This is a genomic window from Streptomyces sp. NPDC058664 (genome assembly GCF_042716635.1).
Classification (GTDB): Bacteria; Actinomycetota; Actinomycetes; order Streptomycetales; family Streptomycetaceae; genus Streptomyces.
The window spans coordinates 19,887-35,683 of the sequence record NZ_JBHXRW010000031.1 but is presented as its reverse complement, the minus strand read 5'-3'; the positions used below and the strand labels follow the sequence as shown (position 1 = coordinate 35,683).

11 protein-coding genes and 1 pseudogene are annotated in these 15,797 nt (G+C 71.4%); 11 read left to right on the top strand and 1 reads right to left on the bottom strand.

Annotated elements, in window-relative coordinates; all coding sequences use genetic code 11:
• Positions 1-23 precede the first annotated feature (23 nt).
• From ACFWUY_RS24405 to ACFWUY_RS24355, 11 genes and pseudogenes are all read left to right on the top strand, one after another.
• Positions 24-1,592, top strand: coding sequence for an ABC transporter substrate-binding protein (locus ACFWUY_RS24405; protein WP_384112744.1), 1,569 nt, complete (start codon positions 24-26; stop codon positions 1,590-1,592).
• 10 nt (positions 1,593-1,602) lie between these two features.
• A complete protein-coding gene (locus ACFWUY_RS24400) occupies positions 1,603-3,492 on the top strand; it encodes a dipeptide ABC transporter ATP-binding protein (RefSeq protein WP_384112735.1) in 1,890 nt (629 codons plus the stop codon).
• Positions 3,480-4,643, top strand: coding sequence for a mandelate racemase/muconate lactonizing enzyme family protein (locus tag ACFWUY_RS24395; RefSeq protein WP_384112729.1), 1,164 nt, complete (start codon positions 3,480-3,482; stop codon positions 4,641-4,643). Before ACFWUY_RS24400 ends, ACFWUY_RS24395 begins: the two co-directional genes overlap by 13 nt.
• Positions 4,640-5,470: an SDR family NAD(P)-dependent oxidoreductase gene (locus tag ACFWUY_RS24390; RefSeq protein WP_384112723.1), complete on the top strand. Its 831-nt coding sequence runs from the start codon at positions 4,640-4,642 to the stop codon at positions 5,468-5,470. Before ACFWUY_RS24395 ends, ACFWUY_RS24390 begins: the two co-directional genes overlap by 4 nt.
• Positions 5,471-5,534: 64 nt before the next feature.
• Positions 5,535-6,272: a ribonuclease activity regulator RraA gene (locus ACFWUY_RS24385; RefSeq protein ID WP_384112715.1), complete on the top strand. Its 738-nt coding sequence runs from the start codon at positions 5,535-5,537 to the stop codon at positions 6,270-6,272.
• Positions 6,273-6,423: 151 nt separating this feature from the next.
• On the top strand, positions 6,424-8,418 hold the full coding sequence (locus ACFWUY_RS24380) for a hypothetical protein (protein ID WP_384112708.1): 1,995 nt from the start codon (positions 6,424-6,426) through the stop codon (positions 8,416-8,418).
• A 57-nt stretch (positions 8,419-8,475) separates the two neighbouring features.
• Entirely contained in the window at positions 8,476-9,855 is a 1,380-nt protein-coding gene (locus ACFWUY_RS24375) for an FAD-binding oxidoreductase (protein ID WP_384112705.1), read from the top strand.
• On the top strand, positions 9,852-10,973 hold the full coding sequence (locus ACFWUY_RS24370; protein ID WP_384112702.1) for a (Fe-S)-binding protein: 1,122 nt from the start codon (positions 9,852-9,854) through the stop codon (positions 10,971-10,973). Before ACFWUY_RS24375 ends, ACFWUY_RS24370 begins: the two co-directional genes overlap by 4 nt.
• Positions 10,974-11,037: 64 nt before the next feature.
• Complete coding sequence (locus tag ACFWUY_RS24365) at positions 11,038-12,477, top strand: aldehyde dehydrogenase (NADP(+)) (RefSeq protein ID WP_384112699.1); 1,440 nt, start codon at positions 11,038-11,040, stop codon at positions 12,475-12,477.
• A gap of 183 nt (positions 12,478-12,660) precedes the next feature.
• A pseudogene (locus ACFWUY_RS24360) lies at positions 12,661-13,386 on the top strand (MurR/RpiR family transcriptional regulator); the annotation flags it as partial.
• Between the two features lie 100 nt (positions 13,387-13,486).
• Positions 13,487-13,705 (top strand): hypothetical protein, encoded by a 219-nt coding sequence (locus ACFWUY_RS24355; RefSeq protein WP_384112960.1) that lies wholly within the window; start codon positions 13,487-13,489, stop codon positions 13,703-13,705.
• 339 nt (positions 13,706-14,044) lie between these two features.
• Here the strand turns inward: ACFWUY_RS24355 and ACFWUY_RS24350 are convergent, their stop codons facing one another.
• Complete coding sequence (locus ACFWUY_RS24350) at positions 14,045-15,622, bottom strand: peptidoglycan-binding protein (RefSeq protein WP_384112696.1); 1,578 nt, start codon at positions 15,620-15,622, stop codon at positions 14,045-14,047.
• Positions 15,623-15,797: the final 175 nt, after the last annotated feature.

The following is a 15,797-nucleotide window of genomic DNA, read 5'->3' as shown; positions in this document are numbered from 1 at the left end:
CCGTACAGAGGAAGTACTTCGTCATGCCCAACTCCACGCCGCCCCGGATACCACGTCGCACCGTCCTGGCGGGTGCCGCGGCCACCGCGGCCATCGCCACCCTGGCCGGATGCGGCTCCTCGGACTCCTCCGACGGAACCTCCGGGGGGACGCTCACCGCCGGTTTCGACAACGAGCCCGTCACCCTCGATCCGGCGCTGAGTTCCGCCATCTCCTCCGACCGCAACCTCCTGAACCTGTTCTTCGACACCCTGCTGCGTCAGCGCCGCGACGGGACCTTCGAGCCGGCCCTCGCCACCGAATGGACCGACACGGGCACCGAGATCACCTTCGAGCTCCGCCAGGGCGTGAAGTTCCACGACGGCACCCCGTTCGACGCCGACGCGGTCGTTCTCAACCTGAAGCGGATCTCGGATCCCGCCACCCGCTCCACCAAGACGGCCGCACTGGCCTCCATCCGCGAAGTGAAGGCAGCCGGCCCGCGGACCGTCACGGTCACCCTGAAGGCGGCCGATCCGCTGCTGCTCACCCAGCTCGCCCATGAGCCCGGGATGATCGCCTCGCCCACCGCGCTCGCCAAGGGGGCCGAGGAGTTCGGCCGCAGGCCGGTCGGGACCGGCCCCTTCGCCTTCCGTCAGTGGAGGACCAAGGTCCAGCTGACCGCCGAGCGCAACAAGACCTACTGGGCCAAGAGCGAGGAGGGCGACGCGCTTCCGCTCCTCGACAAGGTGGTCCTGCGCTTCGTCACCGAGGCCAAGGTACTGCGCGCCGAACTGTCCACCGGGGGAGTGCACCTGGTGCGCGCCCTGCCCCCGGAGGAGTACAAGCAGCTGGCCGACGCTCCACGGATCACCATCAAGGACGAGGGCGTACGCCGCAACTACTACGCCTCGCTCAACGTCACCAAGGGACCCTTCCGCGACCCGCGGGTACGCGCGGCCTTCGCGATGGCCGTCGAGCGCAGGTCCGTCGGCAAGGCCGCGGCCGGCGGCGACTTCGACATCGCCCCCTCCTTCGCCACCTCCGACGACTGGTTCTACGACGACGCCCTCGCCCCCCTGCCGTACGACCCCGAGAAGGCCCGCGCCACCCTGGACAAGGCGGGACTGCGCGGAAAGGTGCCCATCACCCTCGTCGCCCGCCGTCGCGCCCCCGACCCCACCGTCGCGGAACTGCTCCAGAGCCAGCTCACGGCGGCGGGATTCGCCCCCAAGGTGGAGATCCTCGAATTCCAGACCCAGCTGGAACGCATGCGGAAGCAGGACTTCGACGCGGCGATCCTCGTCATCGACATCCCCCGTCTGGACCCCTCCCTCACCTTCGACCCGTACTTCGCCAGTGACGGTCCGAGCAACTGGTCGGGCCTGAAGGACTCCGCTCTCGACGCCCTGCTCGACAAGGGGCTGAGCACGGACGACCGCGCCGTGCGCAAGCAGGCGTACGTCGACGTGCAGCGCCGCATCCTGGAGAACAACTACTGGGTCTTCCTGCACCAGGCCAAGTCGCCGCTGATCCACAGCAGCGACCTCAAGGGCGTCGGCCTCGACGTCGACGGCCAGTGGCGCCTCGAGCGTGCCCGGCTCGGCGCCTGAGGGGCCTGCGATGACCCTCCTCGACATCAGCCGGCTCGGCGTCACCTTCCACACCGCGCCCGACGAACCGCCCGTGCGCGCTGTGGACGAGGTCAGCCTGCACCTCGACACCGGTGAGACCCTCGCCATCGTGGGCGAGTCCGGTTCGGGCAAGACCGTCACCGCCCTGAGCCTGCTCGGCCTCAACCCGCCCCCGCCCCTGTGCGAGACCACCGGGTCGATCCTGCTGGACGGCACCGACCTGCGCGGCCTGGACCGGCGCTCCTGGCGGGAGGTACGCGGCAACCGGGTCGCCATGGTCTTCCAGGACCCCGGCACCGCCCTCAACCCGCTGCTGACCATCGGCACACAGATCATGGACGCCGTCCGCGCGCACGAACGCATGAGCCGCGAACAGGCGCGGAAGCGGGCGGTCGAGGCGCTGACGCAGGCCCGCATGCCCGAGCCCGAGAAACGCCTGACCCAGTACGTCCACGAACTGTCCGGAGGCATGCGCCAGCGCGCCGCCATCGCCCTGGCGATCGCCGCCCGTCCACGACTCCTCATCGCCGACGAACCCACCACCGCCCTCGACGCCGCCGTCCAGGCCGAGATCATGACCATGCTCCGCTCGCTGTGCGACGACCTCGGCATGGGCCTGATCCTCATCACCCACGACCTCGGCGTGGTCGCCGAACAGGCCGACCGGGTCGCGGTCATGTACGCCGGACGGATCGTCGAGAGCGGACCCACCGCCCAGGTCCTGGCCGATCCGCGCATGCCCTACACCCAGGCGCTCCTGGCAGCGACCCCGCGCCTGGACGCACCCGCCCGCACCCGCCTCGCCTCCATCGAGGGCCGGCCGCCCCGGCTCAGCGACCGCCCTCCGGGCTGCTCCTTCGCACCACGCTGCCCGGTCCGCTCGGACGGCTGCGAGAGCGTGGTGCCTCCGCTGCTCACCATCGGCGAAAGCCATGCGGCGGCATGCCTGTTCGCCGACGCACCACGCGAACGGCCCGTGCCGCTGCCCGTGACGAACGACGACCCGACCGAGGACGTCGAACAGGAGGGCGGTACACCGCTCGTCGAGTTCGACGCCACCGACCTGCGCTATCCGGTCCGCACCGGGGCGCTGCGCCGTATCACCGGGCACGTCGACGCCGTCCGGCAGGTGAGCCTGAAGGTCGAGCCGGGGCGCACCCTCGCTCTCGTGGGGGAGTCCGGCTCGGGCAAGACCAGTCTGACCAAGATGCTGCTGCGGCTCGAGACCCCCTCCGGGGGGACCGTTCGCTACGACGGCATCGACGTCCGACGGCCGTCCGCGCCGGAGCTGCGGCGGCTCCAGCGGGAGATCCAGGTCGTCTTCCAGAACCCGTACGCCAGCCTCGACCCCCGTATGACGGTCCGCGAGATCCTCGCCGAGCCGATGCGGGTCCACCGGCTGGACACCGCGGAACCCGAGCTCGTCCGCCTCCTCCAGGACGTCGGCCTCGACGCGTACGCGCTGGACCGCTTCCCCTCCGCCTTCTCCGGCGGACAGCGCCAGCGCATCGCGATCGCCCGGGCGCTGTCCCTGCAGCCGCGACTGATCGTCTGCGACGAGGCCGTCAGCGCCCTGGACGTCTCCGTCCAGGCCCAGATCCTCAACCTGCTCGCCGACCTCCAGGCCGCGCACGGCATGGCCTATCTCTTCATCACCCACGACCTGGCCGTCGTCAGGTCGGTCGCCCACCGCATCGCGGTCATGCGGCAGGGCCGGATCGTCGAGGAAGGCCCGGCGGACCGGATCTACGAGACCCCCTCCCACCCGTACACCCGTGAGCTGCTCTCGATGGCTCCGGGGCGCACCACACCCCGGCTCGCCGGCACGCAGAGCACCGCCGGCACCGACAAGGAACGGAGCATCACATGGCCAAAGTGACCCAGGTCCGCCTGACCTCGATCAACACGCCGCGGCACAACAGCATCACCTGCGGACACATCCTGGTCGAACTCCTCACCGACGACGACGCACTGACGGGCATCGGCGAGATGTCCGACCTCCAGCACCTCCCGCGCTACCACCTCGACGTACCGGACCTGGAAGCCACCCTCAACGAGATCCTCGTGGGCCTCGACGCACTCCAGATCACCGAGATGGAACGCCGCCTGGAGGCGAACTTCCCGCAGGCCGGGTACATCTACGACAAGAGCCGCGCCATCAAGTGCGGAGTCGACATCGCCTTCTGGGACCTGGCCGCGAAACAGCTCGGTGTCCGGGTGTGCGACCTGCTCGGCGGCGCGGTCCGCGAGTCGGTGCCCATCGCGTATCCGATATTCCGCCAGCAGCACGAGGAGGACGTCGAGCGCAATCTCGCCATGGTGGGACGGCGTCTGGAGGAGGGCTTCACCTTCTTCCGCGTATACGTCGGCCGTCGCCTCGACCTGGACGAGCGGTTCCTGCGCACCGCCCGCGAACGGTTCGGCGACCGCATCACCATCAAGTCCCTGGACTTCTCCAACCTCCTCGACGCCAAGGCCGCCTGCGCCTTCGCCGAGCGGGTGGCCGACGTCGGCTACGACCTCATCGAGTCACCCGCCCCGCACCACGACATCCGCGGCCTGGTCCAGGCCCGCGACCGGCTCACCGTCCCGATCAGCGAGCACGTCTACAGCTTCCGGTGGGCACTGGACCTCGTCGCCGCGGACGCGGTGGACGTGTTCAACGTCAGCGTCATCGCCATCGGCGGGATCACACCGGCCCGCCGGATCTTCGCGATAGCCGACGCCGCCGGCAAGGCGTGCCTGGTCGGCACCACGCAGGAACTGTCCATCGGCACGGCGGCCGCCGCCCACGTCGCGATGGCGATGTCGGCCGTCACCGTCCCGAGCGACCCGGTCGGACCGCTCCTCTACACACGGGACGTCGTCACCGACCCCGTCCGCTACACCGGCGGCCTGCTGTCCGTGCCGCAGGGCCCCGGCCTCGGCATGACTCTCGACCCGCAGCGGGTGTCGGCTTCCGCCGGACCGCTGACCTGGGCGGCCACCAGTGCCGCCGCCGTCGTCGACCGGCAGGTGGCCGCCACGTGAGCGACGCACCGCAGCCGGCGAGCGACGCCCGTGCCGAAGGCCGCTTCACCGGCCGGGTCGCGCTGGTCACCGGCGGCGCACGCAACATCGGCCTCGCCATCGCGTGGCGGCTCGCCCAGGAAGGCGCGGCGGTGGCCCTCAACGGCCCCGACCCGGCCGAGACCGAAGCCGCGGCCGCGGCCATGCGCGACAGGGGCATGTCCGCGGTGGCCTGCCCCGGCGACGTATCCGACGCCCGCCAGGTCGACGCCTGCCTCGACCGCACGGTCGATGTCCTCGGCGGACTCGACCTGCTGGTCAACAACGCGGCCGCCCCCATGCTGGGCCGTGGTCCGCTGCTCGACATCGACGTCGCCGACTGGGACCGCAGTTTCGCCGTCAACGCGCGCGGGGTGTTCCTGTGCACGGTGGCAGCCGCCCGGGTGATGCCTGCCGGCTCCTCGATCGTGAACATCTCCTCGGTCGGGGCCACCCGCGCCCACCGGGCCGCCGTCGCCTACGACGCCAGCAAGGGCGCCGTCGACGCGGCGACCCGTGCGATGGCCCTGGAACTCGCGCCCCGGGGGATCCGCGTCAACGCGGTCGCCCCCGGCCCGGTCATCAACGACCGGTTCGCCCTCCTCGATCCGGCCCAGCAGCGGACCCGCGCGCAGCCGGTCCCACTGGGTCGGGTCGGCGACGGATCCGATGTCGCCGGGGCCGTCGCGTTCCTCGCCTCGGCGGACGCGTCCTTTATTACCGGACAGGTGCTGAACGTCGACGGGGGACTGAGCGCGCAGCTCAGGCCCCCGGGGGCCGACCCCGCTCTCGACCACCCCGTCCCCTGACCGGCCGCACCATCGCCCCGGTCCGTATCCGCCATCCGTTCTGCCGCACCGAAGGAAGCACGACATGACCCAGCCCCCCCGGCAGCCCCTCGACCCCGATGATCTGGCCGCCCTGGGCGAGGCCAGCACCGCCACCATCACCACCCAGCTCTTCAAGCACGGCCTGCGCAACACCTTCCTGGCGGGCCTGACCTGTGTCACGCCCGACGCCAGGCGCATGGTCGGCGAAGCTTTCACCCTGCGCTACATCCCGGCCCGCGAGGACATCGACACCCTCGAGGTCTACGACGACTACGACCACCCGCAGCGCATGGCGGTCGAGCAGGCCGGCCCCGGCCAGGTCCTCGTCGTGGACTGCCGTGGCCAGGGACGCGCGGCCGCCGCGGGCAACATCCTGTTGACCCGCATGGCGGTCAACGGCGCCGCCGGCGTGGTCACCGACGGCACTCTGCGCGACATCGAGGAGATCAGCCGCCTGCCCCTGCCCGTCTTCGCCACCGGGGCGGCGGCCATGACCAACCTCGCCCAGCACCACGCGGTCGACCTGCAAGTGCCCATCGGGTGCGCCGGCGTCGCCGTCTACCCCGGGGACGTCATGGTCGGCGACGCCGACGGTGTGGTCTGCGTACCCCGCCACCTCGTCCCGGTCATCGCCGAGGCGGCCCGCGAACAGGAACTGCAGGAGGCGTTCATCGTCGCCCGCGTCGCAGGCGGCGCCCCCCTGCGCGGCACCTACCCCCCGGACGAGGCGACCCGCCGCGCCTACGACGAGTCGCGCGGCGCGCTCCCGGCGACCGACTGACCCACCCGTCCGCCCGACTGACCCGCCCGCCCGGCCGACCCCTGACCGCGCCGGCGGCCCAGTCTCCGGAGCGCCGGGACCGGTGCTCCGGAAGCACGGATCACACCCCGTTCACCGATCGATCCGCCCTCCCCCGCAGAAGGCAGGAACCATGGTCAACCCCGCCACATCCGGCTCTGTACATTCCCGTACGGGAAGGACTGTCCCGCTCCTCCTCTCCGGCGCCCTGGTCGGCGCCCTGATCTCCGTCGCCTCGGCCGGCCCGGCCGCCGCGGCGAACCTCTCCAGCACCTTCGACACCGTCACCCCCGGCGCGCCCGCTCCCGGCTGGACCACCGGCGGGGACGTCACCGTGCAGGACGTGACCGGCACCGTCGACCGAAGCCTTCGTCTACGAGACACCTCCACCACCGCCAACGTCACCGCGACCGGTACGTTCGGGGCCACGACCTCGACCGTCGTCGCCGGATTCCGCCTGCGAGCCGCACAGTCCACCGCCACGGTCGGCGCGCACCTCGACAGCTCGGGCGGCCACAGCGTCACGGTCGCCATGAGCCCCACCGGCCGTCTCTACACCTACGACGGCGCCACCCAGATCGATCTCGGTACCTATGTCGCCAACCGCTGGTACGACATCCGTCTCGTCGCCCGACCCGGCACCGCGAGCGCCGACCTCCACATCGATGGCGAACGCCGCGCGGCCGGGCTGGACTTCCGCACCTCCACCACCGATCTGCGCAGCATTCAGGTCGGGATCTCCGTGGGCGATACCGGCACCGCCTATCTCGACGACGTCCGCACCACCGTCGAGGCGTCCCCGACCGGCTGGCCGCACCTCGGCACGGTCGCCCCCCGCACGGCCGCGCAGGTGGGCACCTCCAAGCTGCTCGTCGGAGCGGAGACCCTCGACCGCGACTACACGAACTACCAGGCGTACGCCCCCTACCTGGGACGGCTGGGAGCGACCGGGGTCCGTCTGCAGGGCGGCTGGGCCAAGACCGAGAAGGCGAAGGGGGTCTACGACTGGACATGGCTCGACCGGATCGTCGACGACGCCACGGCCCGCGGCGTCAAGCCATGGCTCCAGCTGTCCTACGGCAACGGCATCTACACGGGCGGCGGAGGCTCCGGCCTCGGCGGTCAGATCCCGACGTCCGCCGAGGCCCTGGCCGCCTGGGACGCCTGGGTGACCGCCATGGTCAAGCGGTACGAGAACCGTGTCACCGAGTGGGAGATCTGGAACGAGCCCAACCTCGCCGGCATCCCGGCAGCCACGTACGCCGACTTCTTCGCCCGCACCGCGGCCCGCGTCCGCGCCGAACAGCCCGAATCCGTCATCTACGGGCCGGGCGAGGCCGGCATCGACGTCCCGTACACCAACGACTTCCTCGTCCGGCTCTCCGGACAGGGCAGGAGTCACCTGCTCGACGGCATCAGCTACCACCCCTACAACCCCAACCCCGACGACGTGTGGACCTACCAGCAGGTCGACAAGATCCGGGCCCTGATCAACCAGTACGCACCCGGAGCCGTACTGAGGCAGGGGGAGAACGGAGCCCCCAGCGCGCCCAACAGCTTCGGCGCGCTCGGTGACCTGGACTGGACCGAACTGAGCCAGACCAAGTGGTTCCTGCGCCGCCTCACGCACGACCTCGGCCAGGGCATCAGCACCAGCGCCTTCAGCATCTCCGACCTCCACTACCCCTCGAAGATCAACAGCAAGGGCCTGCTCCAGACCAACAGCGACAAGTCGATCCGCTACGCCAAGCCCTCCTACTACGCGGTCCAGACCCTCGCCTCCGTCATCGACAGCACGGTGACGGCACTGCCGGCCTACCCGTTCACCACCGACTCCGCCACCACCCTGACCGTCCAGGGCTTCGCCAAGCGCGACACCGGGCGCCAGATCGTCGGTGTCTGGAACGGCACCGCCACCCCCGGCGACAGCACCACCCGCACCCCGGTCCGCCTGACCCTCCCCGACGGCGACTTCACCGACCCCGTCTACGTCGACGTACGGACCGGAGCCGTCTTCGACATCCCGGCCGCCGACTGGACGGTGTCGGGCAGCACCCACACCTTCCGCAACGTGCCGGTGTACGACTCGCCCGTCCTCATCGCCGACCGTTCCACGATCAGGCTCTAGAACCCGCCGGGCCCCGCCCCTCCCTCCCGGGCGGGGCCCGGCTCCGAGGAGACCCCCATGCACGCCACCGCACGAGCGGCCCTGCGGTCGGTCGTCGGACCCGGACACTTCCGGGAGACGGACGGCGAACTCGTCCCCTACAGCCGAGACGCCACCCCGCTGTTCCACGCCCGGCCCGACGCCGTCGTCCTTCCCGCGGACACCACAGAGGTCGCAGCCGTCCTCGACATCGCCACCCGCTACGCCGTCCCCGTGATCCCACGCGGCGCCGGCTCCAACCTGTGCGCCGCCACCGTCGCCTCCCAGGGCGGCGTCGTCCTGGTCCTGACCCGTCTGAACCGGATCCTCGAAATCGCACCGGCCGAACTCCTGGCCCGGGTCCAGCCCGGCGTCACCAGCGCCGCCCTGGCGGATGCCGCCGCCCGCGACGACCTCCTGTGGGCCCCCGACCCCGGCAGCCGCACGGTGGCCACCATCGGCGGCACGATCGCCACCAACGCCGGAGGCCTGCGCGGCCTCAAATACGGCGTCACCCGCGACTACGTCCTCGGCCTGGAGGCGGTCCTGCCCACAGGAGAGGTGATCCGCACCGGCGGCCGCCTCCACAAGGACGTCGCGGGATACGACCTCACCCGGCTCCTCACCGGCTCCGAGGGCACCCTCGCCGTGATCACCGAAGCCACCCTCGCCCTGCGGCCCGCCCCCGCGACGGCCGGTACGGGAGTCGCCTACTTCCCCGACCTGGCAGCCGCGGGCCGGGCCGTCACCGCGATCATCGCCGCCGGCATCCTGCCCTCCACCCTCGAATTCCTCGACCGGTCCTGCGTCCGGGCGGTGGAGGACTTCGCCCGCCTCGGGCTGCGCACCGACGCCGGGGCGCTGCTCCTCTTCGGTGACGACGGCGAAAGCGACACGGTCGCCCGCGCCCTGGAGCGCATGAGCGACGTCTGCACGGCCCACCAGGCCCTGGACGTCACGACCGCCGCCGAAGTGGCGCGGGCCGAGGCGCTGCTCGCCGCCCGGCGATGCGCTCTTCCCGCCCTCTCCCGGCTGGGTGAGCTGACCATTCTGGAAGACGCCACCGTGCCCCGGCCCCGCATCGCGGAGATGGTCGACCGCATCGACGCGATCGGAGCCCGCCACGGCGTCACGATCGCCACCTTCGGCCACGCCGGCGACGGCAACCTCCATCCCACCTGCGTGGTGAAGTCCCAGGACGACACGGACGCCGTCGCCCGCGCGGAGCGGGCCTTCGCCGACATCTTCGCCGCCGCGATCGACCTGGGCGGCACCATCACCGGCGAGCACGGCGTCGGAGCGGCCAAGCTCCCCTATCTGTCCGCGCAGCTGGGCGCCGACCAGATCACCCTCCTGCGCCGCCTGAAGACGGCCTTCGACCCGGCCGGCATCCTCAACCCCGGAAAGCTGGGCTCATGACCGACCGCACGGGCGACCCCCTCCCGAAGCCCGTCCTCGACCCGGATCTCCTCTCCCGCTGCATCTCCTGCGGCTTCTGCCTCCCCGCCTGCCCCACCTACGCCGAGACCGGTGACGAGGCGTCCTCGCCCCGCGGCCGGATCAACCTCATGCGCGCCCTGCAGAACGGCGATCTCGAACCCGACGACCCCACCCTGAAGGAACAGTCCTCGCAGTGCCTGGGCTGCCGCGCCTGCGAGCCGGTCTGCCCGGCCGGCGTCGAGTACGGGCAGCTTCTGGAGCAGTGGCGCGACCATCAGTGGCGCGGCCGCCGAATGCCCGTACTCGCCCGTGCCCTCATGCTGGTCGCCGGCCGGCGGAGCCTCTTCCGCCTCCTGGGACGACTGCGAGGGACACCGCGCACGAACGTCGCCGAGACCCCGGCCATCGCGTCCGGCGGGGCTTCGCTCATGCTCGGATGCTTCGAGCGCGTCCTCTTCCCGCGCGTCAGCCGCGCCGCCCTCGCCCTCGTCCCCGGCCTGACCGCCCCCGCCTCCCAGGGCTGCTGCGGTGCGCTGCACGCCCACAACGGCGACACCGCCACCGGCGAACGCCTCGCCCACCGGATGGGCGAGGACCTTCCCGGCACCATCGTCACCACCTCCGGCGGCTGCGCCGCCCACCTCGCCTCGGTCCTCGGCAAGGCTCGCGTCCGCGAACTCTCCGACCTCCTGGCCACCGGCTCCCCGTACCGCCCCCTCGGCGAACTCCGGGTCGGCGGTCGCCGGGCCCGTGTCGCCCTCCAGGACTCCTGCCACCTGCGCAACGGCCTCGGAGTATGGACCGCCCCACGTGATCTGCTCGCCGGGATCGCCGACTACGTCGAACTTCCCTCGGCCGGCAGCTGCTGCGGCGCCGCCGGGACCTACTCCCTGCTGCGGCCCCGGGAATCGCGCCGCATCCTCACCGCCAAGATCGACGGGATCGAGGCCGCCGGCGTCGACTTCGTCGCCGCGGTCAATCCGGGCTGTCTGCGCCAGCTCCGCACCGGCCTGCGCCGCAGGCGCTCGCGGGCCAAGGCCGTGCACCTGGCCGAACTCCTGGTCATGGCCGGAGAGAACGGACCTCCGGCCCCCTAGGACGGATCGTCCCACCCGGGACAGCGACTCCAGCACACCCCTCGCCGTACCACTGAGAGAAGACATGCCTTCCCGATCCCCGCTCGACCCCCTGGCCACCGAAGCCGCCCATGCCGCCGCTCCCGGCCTTGCCGCACTCGCCCCGGCCGAGGTCGGCGCACTCCTCCGTGACCTCGCCGACGCACTCCACGAGCACACCGACGAACTGGTCGCCCTCGCGGAGGAGGAGACCCGTCTCGGCGACATCAGACTGCGGAGCGAGGTACTGCGTACCCGCGTACAGCTGGAGATGTTCGCCGAGATCGCCGAAGAGGGCGCCCACCTCGACGTCATGATCGACCGGGCGGACGACGCCGCCGTCCCCGTCCCGCGCCCGGACGTACGGCGCATGCTCGTCCCTCTCGGCCCGGTCGCCGTCTTCACCGCCTCCAACTTCCCCTTCGCCTTCTCCGTCCTCGGCGGGGACACCGCCAGCGCGCTCGCCGCCGGCTGCCCGGTCGTGGTCAAGGCCCACGAGGGCCATCCCCGGCTCACCGACCGCACCGCCGCCCTCGCGGCCGAAGTCCTGCCGCCGGGCGCCCTCTCCGTCGTCCACGGCCGCGAGGCGGGCCGAGCCCTGGTCACCGACCCCGTCGTCCAGGCCGTCGGCTTCACCGGCTCCACCACCGGCGGCCGGGCGCTGTTCGATCTCGCCTCCGGCCGGCCCGACCCGATCCCGTTCTACGGAGAACTGGGCTCCCTCAACCCCGTGGTGGTCACCCCCCACGCCCTCGCCGCACGCGGGCCCGCCCTGGTGAGCGAGTACATCGCGTCCGTCACCCGCAGCCAGGGCCAGCTGTGCACCAAGCCGGGTCTGCTCTTCCTGCCCGAACGGCACGACCTGGACGAACTTCTCCGCCTGGCCGTCACCCGGACCTCTCCCGCGCCGATGCTGGGACCCTGGATCGCCGAGGCCTACCGCGCGACCCTCGACGAGCTGGCCACCCACCCCGCCGTCCGGCGGATCGCGGCCGCACCGACCGGCACCCACCGCACCGGACGACCCGCCGACGGGCCCTCGGCGGCACTCCTCACCATCACGGCCCACGACCTGCGCGCCCATCCCGAACTCCTCCGGGAATGCTTCGGCCCGGCATCGACCGTCGTCACCTATGCCTCCACCGAGGACTTGCTCACCACCCTCCGGGAGCTCCCGGGCAGCCTCACGGCCACGGTGCACGGCCAGGAGGACGCGGACGAGGAACTGTCCCGCGAGATCTGGTCCGCCCTGCGCGCCGGCCGCCTGATCTGGAACGACTGGCCGACAGGAGTGGCGGTCACCCGCGCCATGCACCACGGCGGCCCCTGGCCGGCCACGACCAGCCCGCTGCACACCAGCGTGGGCGGCACCGCCGTCGCCCGTTGGCTGCGCCCGGTCGCCTACCAGAGCATGCCCGAGGCCCTGTTGCCGTACCCCCTGCGGACCTCCAACCCATGGCGGGTACCGCAGCGCACAAGGGCGTAACGCGGAGGAGGTCGTGGACACCCTGCGGGGCCCTGCGGCTCATACGTAACAGGCGATACATTCGTCGAAGGAGAAAGCGCCGCCTGTACGTCCGGAGTCTTCAGGACAGGGGGTACGTCCGTCAGTCGCAGCCGAGAACAGTGGCGGGCGACAGCGATCTGACCACCGCAGGGAGGAAAGCCCATGAGTCCTACGCTGGCCGATGAGATCCGCGACAGGCTGGGGGATCTCAGTCCGGCCGAGCGCAAGGTCGCGCGGGTCCTGCTGGCAGGGTATCCGGCCGCTGTTTTCGAGACGGTCGCCACGATCGCGGCGCGCGCCTCGGTCTCCGCTCCCACGGTGCTGCGCTGCGCGTCCCGGCTGGGCTACAAGGGCTTCCCCGACCTGCAGGCCGCTCTGCGGCTCGAACTCGACGCGCGCACCGGTTCCCCGATCACCTTGTACGAGACCTCCGGATCATCCCGGCGCGATGTGCCGGACCGTTCGGAAGAGGCGTCCGATCCCCGCCTCGGAGAGCGCCTGGCGCTTGTGCAGCAGGCCGTGTCCCAGACCTTCAAGGAGGTCGCCCCGCAGGAGTTCAGCGACGCGGTGCGTCTCCTGAGCGACCCGCGGCGCCGCGTTCACGTCGCAGGCGGCAGGTTCACCCATCTGCTGGCCCGGTATCTGGGTCTGCATCTGACGCAGTTCCGCGACCAGGTGGACTTCCTGCCCGACAGGGATGTGGAACGGGCGTCCTTCCTCACACAGTTCGCTCGTCGCGACGTCACCGTGCTTTTCGACTACCGGCGTTACGAGGCCGACAAGACCGTCATCGCCGAGTTGGCCCGCGAACGCGGAGGGAAGGTCATCGTGTTCACGGCCCCCTGGCTCTCCCCGGCCGCGGCTCACGCCGACGTCGTTCTCGTCACCCAGGTGACGTCCGATTCTCCGTACGACAGCCTCACGCCGGCGCTGGCTCTCATCGAGTCCTTTGAAGCCTTACATCTTCCCGTTCTGACGGATGACTTGTATGTTCCGCTACCAATCCTCGGAGCCCGTGAGGGAGGCAGCCGTCCTCGTGGCGTCCGTCCGCGGTGCCGCACGCACCACCCACCCTTTCTTCTGGAGCACCGACGAAGCCCTCACCTTCACCAGAACCGCCTCGGGGACCGGTACGTACTACGTCGAGGTGGAGGCCTACAGCGGCAGCGGAACCGCCACGTACACCTGCACCCTGACCAAGAGCTGATGACAGCGCCGGATCTTCGACCGAGGACTGACGCGAGGATCCGGCCTGCCACGCTGCCGCCCAGGTCGCACAGCGCTGTTCCGTGCCGGCGCGCTACCCGTCGATGTGCGACGTCGGCCCACTGCCTTTCGCCGGGAACCTCGACGTCTGACGCGGCCTCACCCCTATCGGTCCCACGGTGGCCGTCGACGACCTGGTCCACTCCGCCGGGGGGACGGGGGACAGGTGCGGGCGACACTGCTGCCGCACGGGCCGTGAAGTCCGCAGGCGAAGGCGTACGGAATCCGGTGGGTGCGGGTCGGACGGCCGATGTCCGGCCGCCCGACCCGCGCGCTCATGTCACCGCCCGGCTTGCAGGGCCGTCCAGGTCGCCGCGCCCGCGATGCCGTCCGCTGTCAGTGCTCGGCTGCTCTGGTAGTCCCGGACCGCCTGGGCGGTGCCGGGGCCGAAGCTGCCGTCGATTCCGACGGTCCGGCCCAGCGCGGCCGTCAGCGACCGCTGGAGCCGCTTCACGTCGGCGCCCGAGGACCCTTCCCGCAGGACGGGTTTCGTGCCGGCCGAGAGCAGTGCCGTCCAGGACTGCCGGCCGATGATCCCGTCGGCCGGCAGGCCGCGGGCGCTCTGGAACGCCTTCACGGCGGTCACCGTCCTGGTGCCGAACACGCCGTCCACGGTGCCGGCCGAGAATCCCTGCGCGTTGAGCAGGGTCTGCGCCGCGGTGACCTGGGGGCCGGTCGATCCGCTGCGGAGCGTGTCGTAGGACGGGAAGTCGAGGTTGACGGTCCCACTGCCACTGCCGCCGACGAGCTGCATGTAGGAGGACCAGTTCCAGTTCGGTCCCGGGTCGGTGTGGTCGTTGTTCGGGACCTCGGAGTGTCCGACGATGTGCGCGCGGTCCTTGGGGATGCCGTACTTGTCGGCCAGGTGACGGGTGAGGGCGGCGGACGACCGGTACATCGCGTCGGTGAACCAGGCGGGGTTGTCGACGTACCCCTCGTGCTCGATGCCGACGCTGTAGGGGTTGCCCGAGCGTGCGTGGTAGGCGGTGTCCTTGTCGCGCACGGTCTGGGTGACCTGTCCGTCGGACGAGCGGATGACGTAGTGCGCGCTGACGTTCGAGTTCGGGTTCTGGAACCAGCTGATGGAACCGGCGTACGAACCCTGGGTGACGTGGACGACGACGGCGGAGATCGCCGAGGCGCGGCCCACGGTGTAGTTCCCGCTGTTCGCCGGCACCCACAGGGCGGGCGGGTAGTCGGTGCTCAGGGTGCCCGCGGCGGTCGAGCCTCCTTCGTCCAGGGCGGGCACGTCCGCGTACCGGCCGCGTTCGGGGCGTACGGCGCGGGGGTGCAGGGTGACGGTCTCGCCCGCGTCCGTGGTGGCGCGGACGCCGTTCGCCAGGAAGTCGTAGACGGAGTCCGCGTAGAGGCGGGCCGTGCGCTCGTCCGTGCTGCCGCTGTACTCGGCCACCACCGGATACCAGGCACCGGCGTCGCCGCGGTCATCGGCGTCGAGCCCCAGCCGGTCGGCGTACGAGCGCAGGACGGCGGCCGCGCCGCGGATGTTGGCCGCGGTGCTGTGCCGCAGTGCGGCCGGCGTCTCGCCCGTCAGCTCCGCGGCCCGCTCCAGGGTGTGCGAGCGGGGGTTGCTGACCAGGTGCATCACCCCGTACCCGTTCGCGTGACTGGGTTCACCCTTGTGGGAGTCGAGTCGGCTCTCGCCGTACCCGATCGCCACGAGCAGGTCGCGGGGGACGTCGAACTCGGCGCCGGCCCGTACGAAGGAGCGGTCGACGGTGCCGTGGGCGGCGGGCGCCGAGGCGGCGGAAGGGCCGCCCAGGCCCGTGAACAGGACGGCGAAGGCCGTGCCGAGGACGAGCGCGGTGGCGCGTCTCCATGATCGCGGATGTCGGTGCATACGGAGGTGTCTCCTCGTGGCGGTCGGACCGGTCGGCGAGCCGGGTGGGTCTTCGGCGCGACGGCCGGATGCGCGTGTGAGGCCACTTCAACAAAATTGCATGTTCACGTCAATGTGTGCGCGGACCACTGTGCGACGGGCGTTTGTGGCGAATGGACGGGAGCACGTTCATCGG

What these genes read in the sequence shown, in the direction of transcription:
- ACFWUY_RS24405 (WP_384112744.1), top strand. Translation starts at nt 24, where the DNA reads ATGCCCAACTCCACGCCGCCCCGGATACCACGTCGCACCGTCCTGGCG.
- ACFWUY_RS24400 (WP_384112735.1), top strand. Translation starts at nt 1,603, where the DNA reads ATGACCCTCCTCGACATCAGCCGGCTCGGCGTCACCTTCCACACCGCG.
- ACFWUY_RS24395 (WP_384112729.1), top strand. Translation starts at nt 3,480, where the DNA reads ATGGCCAAAGTGACCCAGGTCCGCCTGACCTCGATCAACACGCCGCGG.
- ACFWUY_RS24385 (WP_384112715.1), top strand. Translation starts at nt 5,535, where the DNA reads ATGACCCAGCCCCCCCGGCAGCCCCTCGACCCCGATGATCTGGCCGCC.
- ACFWUY_RS24380 (WP_384112708.1), top strand. Translation starts at nt 6,424, where the DNA reads ATGGTCAACCCCGCCACATCCGGCTCTGTACATTCCCGTACGGGAAGG.
- ACFWUY_RS24375 (WP_384112705.1), top strand. Translation starts at nt 8,476, where the DNA reads ATGCACGCCACCGCACGAGCGGCCCTGCGGTCGGTCGTCGGACCCGGA.
- ACFWUY_RS24370 (WP_384112702.1), top strand. Translation starts at nt 9,852, where the DNA reads ATGACCGACCGCACGGGCGACCCCCTCCCGAAGCCCGTCCTCGACCCG.
- ACFWUY_RS24365 (WP_384112699.1), top strand. Translation starts at nt 11,038, where the DNA reads ATGCCTTCCCGATCCCCGCTCGACCCCCTGGCCACCGAAGCCGCCCAT.
- ACFWUY_RS24355 (WP_384112960.1), top strand. Translation starts at nt 13,487, where the DNA reads ATGTTCCGCTACCAATCCTCGGAGCCCGTGAGGGAGGCAGCCGTCCTC.
- ACFWUY_RS24350 (WP_384112696.1), bottom strand. Translation starts at nt 15,622, where the DNA reads ATGCACCGACATCCGCGATCATGGAGACGCGCCACCGCGCTCGTCCTC.